The sequence below is a fragment of the Streptomyces griseus genome, assembly GCF_900460065.1.
Taxonomy (GTDB): domain Bacteria; phylum Actinomycetota; class Actinomycetes; order Streptomycetales; family Streptomycetaceae; genus Streptomyces; species Streptomyces griseus.
This window is the reverse complement of record NZ_UAVD01000055.1, coordinates 1-11,186: the sequence shown is the minus strand read 5'-3', so window position 1 is coordinate 11,186 and position 11,186 is coordinate 1. Positions and strand designations below refer to the sequence as shown.

5 protein-coding genes and 5 pseudogenes are annotated in these 11,186 nt (G+C 71.4%); 4 read left to right on the top strand and 6 right to left on the bottom strand.

Features of this window, described 5'->3' with window-relative positions:
* Positions 1–657, bottom strand: a pseudogene (locus tag DTB53_RS33655) (extracellular solute-binding protein); the annotation flags it as partial.
* Between the two features lie 202 nt (positions 658–859).
* On the opposite strand from DTB53_RS33655, the gene DTB53_RS33650 reads away from it, so the two are divergent.
* Positions 860–1,075 (top strand): dodecin, encoded by a 216-nt coding sequence (locus tag DTB53_RS33650; RefSeq protein ID WP_003964580.1) that lies wholly within the window; start codon positions 860–862, stop codon positions 1,073–1,075.
* Here DTB53_RS33650 and DTB53_RS33645 read toward each other — a convergent pair.
* Positions 1,076–1,563, bottom strand: a pseudogene (locus tag DTB53_RS33645) (phosphatase domain-containing protein).
* A gap of 129 nt (positions 1,564–1,692) precedes the next feature.
* On the opposite strand from DTB53_RS33645, the pseudogene DTB53_RS33640 reads away from it, so the two are divergent.
* Both DTB53_RS33640 and uvrA read left to right on the top strand, forming a co-directional pair.
* Positions 1,693–2,787: pseudogene (locus DTB53_RS33640) on the top strand (MsnO8 family LLM class oxidoreductase).
* Between the two features lie 197 nt (positions 2,788–2,984).
* A pseudogene (gene uvrA, locus DTB53_RS33635) lies at positions 2,985–5,394 on the top strand (excinuclease ABC subunit UvrA).
* 65 nt (positions 5,395–5,459) lie between these two features.
* Here uvrA and DTB53_RS33630 read toward each other — a convergent pair.
* The 3 genes and pseudogenes from DTB53_RS33630 to DTB53_RS33620 all read right to left on the bottom strand — a co-directional run bounded on the left by DTB53_RS33630 (position 5,460) and on the right by DTB53_RS33620 (position 8,822).
* A pseudogene (locus DTB53_RS33630) lies at positions 5,460–6,206 on the bottom strand (succinate dehydrogenase/fumarate reductase iron-sulfur subunit).
* The gene (locus tag DTB53_RS33625) at positions 6,203–8,152 is read right to left on the bottom strand and encodes a fumarate reductase/succinate dehydrogenase flavoprotein subunit (RefSeq protein WP_012378003.1); all 1,950 of its coding nucleotides are present in this window, start codon (positions 8,150–8,152) and stop codon (positions 6,203–6,205) included. The pseudogene DTB53_RS33630 and the gene DTB53_RS33625 overlap by 4 nt, the downstream one beginning before the upstream one ends.
* Before the next feature lies 1 nt (position 8,153).
* Positions 8,154–8,822, bottom strand: coding sequence for a succinate dehydrogenase (locus DTB53_RS33620; protein ID WP_042495539.1), 669 nt, complete (start codon positions 8,820–8,822; stop codon positions 8,154–8,156).
* Positions 8,823–8,954: 132 nt separating this feature from the next.
* Between DTB53_RS33620 and DTB53_RS33615 the strand changes: the two genes are divergently transcribed.
* A complete protein-coding gene (locus DTB53_RS33615) occupies positions 8,955–9,851 on the top strand; it encodes a LysR family transcriptional regulator (protein ID WP_012378005.1) in 897 nt (298 codons plus the stop codon).
* A gap of 39 nt (positions 9,852–9,890) precedes the next feature.
* Here the strand turns inward: DTB53_RS33615 and DTB53_RS33610 are convergent.
* Positions 9,891–11,186: putative bifunctional diguanylate cyclase/phosphodiesterase (locus tag DTB53_RS33610; RefSeq protein WP_146777740.1), on the bottom strand; the 1,296-nt coding region annotated here is incomplete at its 5' end.

The window sequence follows — 11,186 nt, the reverse complement described above, 5'->3', positions numbered from 1 at the left end:
CCAGGGCGCCCTGCCAGTCGCCGCCGTTCTCGTCGGCGAGTTCCCCGCCCTCGTCCCAGATGAAGCCGGCGAGCACGTACCAGTTCTGACCCGCCAGGTAGATGCCCTGGTTGCCGGCCTTGTTGAGCTTCTCGGTGACGGCGATCCACTCGTCGCGCGTCTTCGGGAGGGTGTCGATACCCGCCCCCTCGAAGATCTCCTTGTTGTAGATCACCACCCCGGTTGGCCGCGTACCACGGGATGCCGTACTGCACGCCGTTGATGCTGCCCGGCTGGGCCAGGCCGGGCAGCCAGTCCTCGCTGCCCAGGTCGCGCATCGATTCGAGGGTCAGATCGCGCAGGCCGCCGCTCTCCGCGTACTGCGCGACCTGGGTGTTCCCGACCTCGATCACGTCAGGGGCGTCGTCGCCCTCCAGCGCCGAGAAACCTTGGGGCCGATGCCACCCACTCCTGGATCTTGAAGTCCAGCTGGATGGAGGGGTTCTCCTCCTCGTACGAGCGGGTGAACTTGTCCAGGAAGCCGGGCGAGACGCTGTCCTTCATCAGCCAGACCGTCACCGTGCGGTCACCGCTGCCCGAGCCGGGTATGAAGCCGCATCCGCCGAGTGCGACGGACGAGACAAGCGCGATGGCTCCGGCCAGAATGCGGTTCTTCACGTGGTCACCTTCTGCAAACGACACAACGAAATCGGGACCCGGTGTGGGGGGATTGCGGGCGGCGCTCGCACGGGTGGTTGGCTGAATTTTGGTATGGACCATTCATAAGGTCAAGACGGACACCCGCACCGATTCGCCTCATCCTCCCCCTCGCGGGAGACCCCGGATTGATGCAACGTGGTCACAGGAGAGGAGACAAACAATGGCGAATCACACCTATCGGGTCACCGAGATCGTAGGAACCTCCGAGGAGGGCATCGACGCGGCGATCCGGAACGGCGTAGCAAGAGCGGCGGAAACGTTGCACAATCTCGATTGGTTCGAGATTAATCAAGTTCGAGGCCATATCGAAGATGGCCGAATCGCGCACTACCAAGTCGGCCTCAAGGTGGGCTTCCGGCTTGACGAAAGCGCCTGATCAGGTCCGCCCCTCGCGTTCCTGGGCATCCTTCAGCGCCGCCGACGGGTCGGCCCAGAGAGCACGCACCACAGGAAATCCGGCCACCTGGGCCGCGTCGCAGACCAGTTCGTCGTCGTCCACGAGCATGCGCACCCGCTCCTTGCGCCCCAACTGCCGAAGGACGTCGAGCTTCGTCCGGCGCGCGGGGCGCGGTCGTCGTTGCGCCGCATGAACAGCGTGCCCTCCGGCAGCCCCTGACGGCTCAGCCAGGCCACGGTGTCGCGACGGCAGCGCTCGGGGCGTCCGGTCAGATAGACGATTCGGCACTCCTCGGCGCTCGCCAGCACCATCCGGACGCCCTCCGCGAGCGGCGGGTCGTCCACGGCAGCGGCGAAGAAGCCGGACCAGTCGCGCTTCGGGCCTTCCAGGAAGTGCTGCCGGTGGGCGGTGTCCGCGAGCGTGCCGTCCAGGTCGAATACGGCCAGCGGCCGTGCGTCGGTGTCCACTCCCCCAGCTTAGGAAACCCCGGCGCTCGCGGCGCCGGGCCGTCGCGCGGGAATCCCGGGGGGCGCGGCGTGCGCGCGGGAAGCCGGGCCGATGGGGGAATCCTGGGAGGACGACGGTGTGAAGAGAGCGTGAGCTCTGTGATCGCCTCGACCCGCTTCTCCGTCCTGGACCGCTCCCGCACCCGGGAGGGGCACGACGCCGCCCGGGCGCTGCGCGACACCGTCGACCTGGCCCGGGAGGCGGAGGCGCTCGGCTTCACCGCTTCTGGGTCTCCGAGCACCACGGCGTGCCGGGGGTCGCGGGTTCCGCGCCGACGGTGCTGGCCGCCGCCGTCGCCGCGGCGACCTCCACCATCCGGGTCGGCACCGGCGGGGTGATGCTGCCCAACCACCGGCCGCTGGTCGTCGCCGAGCAGTTCGGCGTGCTCGCGTCGCTCTTTCCCGGCCGGATCGACATGGGGCTCGGCCGCTCCGTGGGGTTTCCGACGGCGTACGCCGGGCGCTCGGCCACGGCAAGGAGGACGCCGAGGACTTCCCCGGCCGGCTCGCCGAACTGCTCGGCTGGATCGACGGCACCCAGCAGGTCCACCCCGGGGTGCGGGCCCGCCCGGCGGAGGGCCTGCGCATCCCCGCGTACGTCCTCGCGATCGGGGAGGGCGCGTCGGTCGCCGCGGCCGCCGGGCTCCCCCTCGTCATCGGTGACCTGCGCGGGCGGGAGAAGGTGCTGCGCGCCATCGACGTGTACCGCCGCGACTTCCGCCCCTCGGCCCGCGCCGAGCGGCCGGAGGTGATCGTCGCGGGCACGGTGGCCGTCGCCGGCACGAGGAGGCGGCCCGCCGGCTGCTCGTGCCGGAGGCCTGGGCCATGGCCCAGGCCCGCACGCGCGGGGACTTTCCGCCGCTGGCGCCGGCCGAGCGCGTCGAGGCCCTGGCCATGACGGCGAAGGAGCGCGGACTGTACGAGCAGGGGCTCACCGGCCATGTCCACGGCACCGAGGACCAGGTGGCCGGTCAGCTGGAGCGGGCGATCCGGGAGACCGGGGCGGACGAGGTGCTCGTCACGACCAGTACGTACGACCGGGAGGGGCTGGTGGACTCGCTGCGGCGGCTCTCCCGGATCGTCCGGCCCCCGGAGCGGGACCGGGACGACGGACCGGTGCGGAGCCTCGACGTCCGACAGCCGCCGGACCACACCACGAGGGACCGGCGAGGCCGGGAAGCGTGAGGCGCTCCGCGACGACGCACGCTTGAGCGACGGACTCCCGGACGGTCCTCACCACCACCCGCCCGCGCACCGTGAGGCGCACCGCCGGAAGCGGGTGCCCGACGCCGGATCCCGGAGGCCCGCCGCCGGCCCCGACGCCTAGAATCGGACTGTTTGTCCCGTCAGGCGTCAGAACCCACCCGTACGGAGCCGAGCCCATGCACTCCCCCCACGATCCGTACGTCCGCGTGCGCGGCGCCCGCGAGCACAACCTCAAGAACGTCCGGGTCGACATCCCGCGACCCCTGACCGTGTTCACGGGCGTGTCCGGGTCCGGGAAGTCCTCGCTCGCCTTCGGGACCATCTACGCGGAGGCCCAGCGCCGCTACTTCGAGTCCGTGGCCCCTACGCCCGGCGGCTGATCCATCAGGTGGGCGCGCCCGCCGTCGGGGAGATCACCGGGCTGCCCCCGCCGTCTCGCTGGAGCAGCGGCGGTCCGCCCCGGGGGCCCGGTCCTCCGTCGGCACGGTGACGACGCTCTCCAACTCGCTGCGCCTGCTCTTCTCCCGTGCGGGCGACTATCCGCCGGGGGCCGAGCGACTGGACTCCGACTCCTTCTCCCCCAACACCGCCGTCGGGGCGTGCCCGGAGTGCCACGGGCTGGGGCGGATCCACCGGACGGACGAGGCGCTGCTCGTCCCGGACCCCTCGCTGTCGATCCGGGAGGGCGCGATCGCCGCGTGGCCGGGGGCGTGGCAGGGGAAGAACCTGCGGGACGTGCTGGACGCCCTGGGCCACGACGTCGACCGGCCGTGGCGGGAGCTGGATCCGAAGGACCGCGAGTGGATCCTGTTCACCGACGAGCAGCCGGTGGTGACGGTCCATCCGGTGCGGGACGCGGGCCGGATCCAACGCCCGTACCAGGGCACGTACATGAGCGCGCGGCGCTATGTGCTGCACACCTTCGCCGACACCAGGAGCCGGGCCCTGCGGGCGAAGGCGGAGCGCTTCCTGACCAGCGCCCCGTGTCCGGTGTGCGGCGGGAGCCGGCTGCGGCCGGAGGCGATGGCGGTGACCTTCGCGGGGCGGACCATCGCGGAGCTGGCCGGGCTCCCGCTGTCCGCGCTGGCCGAGGTGCTGTCCGGTGCGGGGGCGGGCGGCGAGGAGACGGCCCGGGTGCTGACGGCCGATCTGCTGGCGCGGATCGGGACGGTGACGGAGCTGGGTCTCGGCTATCTGAGCCTGGACCGGACCGCTCCGACGCTGTCCTCCGGCGAGCTGCAACGGCTGCGGCTGCAACGCAGTTGCGGTCGGGACTCTTCGGTGTCGTGTACGTCCTGGACGAGCCGTCGGCCGGGCTGCACCCGGCGGACACCGAGGCGCTGCTCGGGGTGCTGGGCCGCCTGAAGGAAGCCGGGAACTCGGTCTTCGTGGTGGAGCACCAGATGGATGTGGTGCGGCGGGCGGACTGGCTGGTGGACGTGGGTCCGCTGGCCGGCGAGCACGGCGGGCGGGTGCTGCACAGCGGGCCGCCCGAGGGGCTCGCCCGGGTGCCGGAGTCGGCGACGCGCGGTTCCTGTTCGAGGAGGGGCCCGCGCCCGTGCGGGAGCCACGGGTGCCGACCGGGTGGATCCGGCTCTCCGGCGTCGAGCGGCACAATGTGCGGGGGGCCGACGCGGCGTTCCCGCTCGGGGTGTTCACCGCGGTGACCGGGGTGTCCGGATCGGGCAAGTCGACCTTGGTCGGCCAGGTGCTCGCCGGAGTGCTGGCGGACCGGCAGGCGGGTGAGGAGGCGACCGGGGCGGGCGAGCGGTTCTGCGCTTCCGTCACCGGTCTCGAGGCGGTGGACCGGCTCGTCCAGGTCGACCAGAAGCCCATCGGCCGTACGCCCCGGTCCAATCTGGCCACGTACACGGGTCTGTTCGACGCCGTGCGGAAGCTGTTCGCGGGGACGGACGCGGCGCGGGAGCGGGGGTACACGGCGGGGCGGTTCTCGTTCAACGTGAGCGGTGGGCGGTGCGAGACCTGCCAGGGCGAGGGGTTCGTCTCGGTGGAGCTGCTGTTCCTGCCGAGCACCTACGCGCCCTGTCCGGACTGCCACGGCGCCCGGTACAACCCCCGGACCCTGGACGTCACGCTGAACGGGCTGACGATCGCTCAGGTCCTGGAGCTGACCGTGGAGTCGGCGGCCTCCTTCTTCGCCGGGACGCCGGCCGCCGAGCGGGCGCTGACCACCCTGCTGGACGTGGGGCTCGGCTATCTGCGGCTCGGTCAGCCCGCCACGGAGCTGTCCGGCGGTGAGGCGCAGCGCATCAAGCTGGCGGCGGAGCTCCAGCGCACCCGGCGCGGACACACGCTGTATCTGCTGGACGAGCCGACGACGGGGCTGCATCCGGCCGATGTGGAGGTGCTGATGCGGCAGTTGCACTCCCTGGTCGACGCCGGCGGCACGGTGGTGGTCGTGGAGCACGACATGGCCGTGGTGGCGGGCGCGGACCACGTCATCGACCTGGGGCCGGAGGGCGGGGACCGGGGCGGCCGGATCGTGGCGGCCGGGACGCCGGCGGAGGTGGCGCGCGGGCCGGGAGCCGTACGGCGCCGTATCTGGCGAAGGCGCTGCGGCACTGACCGTGCGCGGATGATCCCGTACGGTCCGACGCGATCGGAACCGTACGGGGATGATCGGGCCCGTGTCAGCGGCGGACTTTGCGGGTCGCCCCGCAGCCACTCCTTGTTCATCGCGGCGATCGAGGGCAGCGGAATGCCCTTGGGGCAGGCCGTGGCGCACTCGCCGGTCAGGGTGCAGCCGCCAAAGCCCTCCTCGTCCATCTGGGCCACCATGTCCAGGACCGGGTCTCGCGTTCCGGCGCGCCCTGCGGCAGGACGTTGAGGTGGTTGACCTTCGCCGAGGTGAACAGCATCGCCGAGCCGTTGGGGCAGGCGGCGACGCAGGCTCCGCAGCCGATGCACTCGGCGTGCTCGAAGGCGAAGTCGGCGTCCGGCTTGGGCACCGGGGTGGCGTGGGCGTCCGGGGCGGTGCCGGTGGGGGCGGAGATGTAGCCGCCGGACTGGATGATGCGGTCGAACGAGGAGCGGTCCACGACCAGGTCCTTGATGACCGGGAAGGCGGAGGCCCGCCAGGGCTCGATGTCGATCGTGTCGCCGTCGGCGAAGGAGCGCATGTGGAGCTGGCAGGTGGTGGTGCGCTCGGGGCCGTGGGCGTCGCCGTTGATGACGAGGCTGCACGCGCCGCAGATGCCCTCGCGGCAGTCGTGGTCGAAGGCGACGGGCTCGTCCCCGGCGAGGGTGAGTTCCTCGTTGAGGGTGTCGAGCATCTCCAGGAACGACATGTCGGCGGAGATGTTGTCGACTTCGTAGGTGGCCATGGCGCCGGGCGTCTCGGGGTTCTGCTGGCGCCAGACGCGCAGGGTGAGCTTCATGCGTAGCTCCGCTGGGTGGGGTGGACGTACTCGAAGACGAGGTCTTCCTTGTGCAGGACGGGGGCGCCGCCGGTGGCGGTGAACTCCCAGGCGGCGGCGTAGGAGAACTCCTCGTCGCGCCGTTCGGCCTCGCCGTCCGGGGTCTGGGACTCCTCGCGGAAGTGGCCGCCGCAGGACTCGGCCCGGTGCAGGGCGTCGAGGCACATGAGCTCGGCGAGCTCCAGGTAGTCGACGATGCGGTTCGCCTTCTCCAGCGACTGGTTGAACTGTTCGCCGGTGCCGGGGACCTTGATGCGGCGCCAGAACTCCTCGCGGATCTCCGGGATCCTGGCGAGCGCCTTGCGCAGACCGTCGTCGGTGCGGGCCATCCCGCAGTACTCCCACATGAGTTCGCCGATCTCGCGGTGGAAGGAGTCGGGGGTGCGGTCGCCGTCGACGGAGAGCAGCAGGTTGATGCGGTCCTCGGTCTCCGCCACGGCTTCCGCGACGGCGGGGTGCGCCGCGTCCACGGTGTCGGTGTGCGGGTTGCGGGCGAGGTAGTCGTTGATGGTGGAGGGCAGGACGAAGTAGCCGTCGGCGAGGCCCTGCATCAGGGCGGAGGCGCCGAGGCGGTTGGCCCCGTGGTCGGAGAAGTTGGCCTCGCCGATGGCGAAGAGGCCGGGGATGGTGGTCTGGAGGTCGTAGTCGACCCAGAGGCCGCCCATCGTGTAGTGCACGGCGGGGTAGATCCGCATGGGGACCGTGTAGGGGTCCTCGTCGGTGATCCGCTGGTACATGTCGAAGAGGTTGCCGTACTTGGCCTCGACGGCTTTGCGGCCCATGCGCTGGATGGCCTCGGCGAAGTCCAGGTAGACCCCCTGGCCGCCGGGGCCGACGCCGCGTCCCTCGTCGCAGACGTTCTTGGCGGCGCGGGAGGCGATGTCGCGGGGCACCAGGTTCCCGAAGGCGGGGTAGATCCGCTCCAGGTAGTAGTCGCGCTCGTCCTCGGGGATCTTGTCGGCCGGGCGGTCGTCGCCCTTGGCCTTGGGGACCCAGATGCGGCCGTCGTTGCGCAGCGACTCGCTCATCAGGGTGAGCTTGGACTGGTGGTCGCCGGTGCGCGGGATGCAGGTGGGGTGGATCTGGGTGAAGCAGGGGTTGGCCATGTAGGCACCGCGCCGGTGGGCCCGCCAGATCGCGGTGGCGTTGGAGTTCATGGCGTTGGTCGACAGGTAGAAGACGTTGCCGTAGCCGCCGGTGGCCAGGACGACCGCGTCGGCGAAGTAGGTGTCGATCTTCCCGGTGACCAGGTCGCGGGTGACGATGCCGCGCGCCTTGCCGTCGACGACGATCAGGTCCAGCATCTCGGTGCGCGCGTGGAGTTCGACGCCGCCGGACGCGATCTGCCGGGACAGCGCCTGGTAGGCGCCGAGGAGGAGCTGCTGTCCGGTCTGGCCGCGCGCGTAGAACGTACGGGAGACCTGGACCCCGCCGAAGGAGCGGTTGTCGAGGAGGCCGCCGTACTCGCGGGCGAAGGGGACGCCCTGGGCGACGCACTGGTCGATGATCTCGACGGAGATCTGGGCGAGCCGGTGGACGTTGGACTCCCGGGCGCGGAAGTCGCCGCCCTTGACGGTGTCGTAGAACAGCCGGTGGATGGAGTCGCCGTCGTTGCGGTAGTTCTTCGCGGCGTTGATACCGCCCTGGGCGGCCACCGAGTGGGCGCGCCGGGGCGAGTCCTGGAAGCAGAACTGGACGACGTGGTAGCCCTGTTCGGCGAGGGTGGCGCCGGCCGCTCCGCCGGCCAGCCCGGTGCCGACGACGATGACGGTGTGTTTGCGCCGGTTGGCGGGGTTCACGAGTTTCGCTTGGAAGCGGCGGGTGTCCCAGCGTTCGTTGACGGGCCCCTCGGGAGCCTTCGTGTCGACCACGGGCTCGCCCGTGGCGTACTGCGTGTAGTCGGGCATGTCAGCTCACCACTCCGGTCATGACGGCGACGGGTACGGAGATGAAGCCCACCGTCAGCACCGCTGCGAGGAGGTTGGCGAGGGTCTTCAGGATGCGGTCGCGGGTCGCGTTGCCGACGCCCAGGGTCTGCGCGGCGCTCCAGAAACCGTGCTGGACGTGCAGGCCCATGGCGAGCACGGCGACGATGTAGATGACGTTGCCGTACCAGGTCGAGAAGGTGTCGATGACGTTCTGGTAGGGGTGTCCGGCCTCGAAGCTGGTGTGCACGGTGCCGGTCGTCAGATCGAGGATGTGCCAGACGATGAACAGCGCGAGGATGATCCCGCCCCAGCGCATGGTGCGGGTGGCGTAGCTCGCCCGGGGCTTCTTGTGGACGTACTTGGCCGGGCGCGCCTTGATGTCGCGCCGGCTCAGCTGGTACGCGGAGACGCCGTGCAGCACGACGGCCGCGACCAGCCCCACCCGGACGAGCCACAGTGCCCACTCGTAGTGCAGTACCGGTTCGCCCATGGTGCGGAGCCAGTGGGCGTACCCGTCGAACTCGCCGGGTCCGAAGAAGATCTTCAGGTTGCCCACCATGTGGGCGACGAGATATCCGAGCATGACCAGACCGGTCACGGCCATGATCGTCTTCTTGCCGACGGTCGAGTCCCAGAGCGTACGCGTCATCGACGGCCGTCGGTCCGTCCGCGTTGCCAATGCCATGGACACGACGGTAGAGGCGCGAGGGCCGATCAGTCCAAGACATGGCGCGGCTGATCTCCATAGGCCTCATCTATCGTTTGAGGCTATCGTCGGCTTATGCACTTCCAGCAGCTCACCTACTTCGTGGCCGTCGCCGAGACCCGGCACTTCACCCGGGCCGCCGAGGCGGTGCACGTGTCGCAGCCTTCGCTCTCCCAGCAGATCAGGGCGCTGGAGACGGAGCTGGGTGCCGATCTGTTCAGCCGGGCGCGGGGCAACATCACCCTCACCGACGCGGGCGAGGCGCTGCTGCCGCTCGCCCGGCGGATCCTCGCCGACGCGGAGACGGCGCGGCAGGAGGTCCAGGAGCTGGTGTCGCTGCGCAGTGGCCGGGTGCGGCTGGGGGCGACGCCGAGCCTGTGCACCGGGCTGCTGCCGGACGTGCTGCGCGCCTTCCACGACCGGCATCCGGGGGTGCGGCTGCTGCTGGAGGAGGGTGGCTCGCACGACCTGGTGCGTCAGCTGGCGCGGGGGGCGCTCGATCTGGCGCTGGTGGTGCTCCCCCTGCCGGCCGCCTCGCCCGCGCTCACCACGGTGGAGCTGCTGCGGGAGGACCTGGTGGTGGTCTCCTCGGCGGCGGAACCGCCCCCGGGACGGCGCGGCCGGATCCGGATCGCGGATCTGGAGGGGGCGCCGCTGGTGATGTTCCGGCACGGGTACAACCTGCGGGAGCTGACCCTGGCCGCGTGCCGGGCGGAGGGCTTCGAGCCGACGTTCACCGTCGAGGGCGGCGAGATGGACGCGGTGCTCGGTTTCGTACGGGCGGGGCTCGGCATCGCCGTGGTGCCGAGCATGGCCGCCGCCCGGGCGGGCCACGACCTGCGGAGGACTCCGCTGGCCGGTGCGGGACTGCGGCGCACGATCGCCCTCGCGCACCGCAGTGACGTGGCCCCGCCCCGGGCCGCGCGCGAGCTCCAGCGGATGCTGCTGGACCGGCGGCCGGTCACCGGCTGAACCGCCGGGGCGCGAAGGGCCTCCGCGCCCCGGCGGGGCTCAGACCGCGTCCGCCAGCAGCAGGGAGTGGATGCGGTCCGGGGCGCCGGGGCGGGCGTAGTACCAGCCCTGGGCGGTGTCGCAGCCGATCCGGCGCAGCTGCTCGGCCTGGGCGCCCGTCTCCACGCCCTCCACGGTGACGGCCAGCTCCAGGCTGTGGGCCAGCGACACGATGCCCTCGACGATCTTCAGGTCGACCGGGTCCGCCGGGTGCTGCTGCATGCCCCGGGTGAAGGAACGGTCCAGCTTGAGCACGCTCACCGGCAGCCTGCGCAGGTTCGCCAGGTTCGAGTAGCCCGTGCCGAAGTCGTCGAGGGCGATGTCGACGCCCATCTCCGCGAGCTGCCGCAGCGGCTTGAGAAGATCGTCGTCGGCGCCGATCAGGGCGGACTCGGTCACCTCCAGGCAGAGCGCTCCCGGTTCGAGACCGGAGCGTTCCAGTACGTCGACCGTCTCGGCGACGAGGCGCGGGTGGTGGAGCTGGGTCGGCGAGAGGTTGACGTTGATCCGCAGCGGTCCTCCGTCGCTGTGCCGCTCCTGCCAGAAGTTCGCCTGCCGCACGGACTCCTCCAGCACCCAGCGCCCGAGCGGCACGATGAGCCCGGTGTGCTCGGCGAGCGGGATGAACCGGTCGGGGCCGAGCACCCCGTGCTGCGGATGGCACCAGCGTACGAGCGCCTCCGCGCCGTGCACCGTGCCGTCGTCCAGGTGCACGAGCGGCTGGTACTCGATGAAGAACTCGCCCCGGTCCAGGGCGGCCGGGAGCGCAGTGGTCAGCCCGTGCCGGGTGATGGCGCGCGCGTCGGCCTCGGCGTCGGCGAGCTGGTAGCGGTTGCCGCCCGCCGCCTTGGCCCGGTACATCGTGATGTCGGCGCTGCGCAGCACCTCGGCGGCGCTGCGCTCCCCCGAGGGCCCCTCGACGACGCCGATCGAGCCGCGGACGGTCAGCTCGCGGCCGTCGAGGCGGATGGGCGAGGCGAGCGCGTTGAGGATGCGGCCGGCCAGCTCGTCCACCTCCTCGGCGGTGTCCGGTCCCGTGGTGAGCGCGACGAACTCGTCGCCGCCGAGCCGGGCGACCATCTCGCCGGGGGCGGTGGCGCAGCTCTGGAGCCGGTCGGCGACCTCGACCAGGAGGCGGTCGCCGGCGGCGTGGCCGAGGCTGTCGTTGATGGCCTTGAAGCCGTCGAGGTCCAGGTAGCAGAGGCCGAAGCGGATCCCCTCCTGTGCGGTGAGGGCCTTCTCCAGGCGTTCGAAGAACAGGGTCCGGTTGGGCAGTCCGGTGAGCGCGTCGTGGGT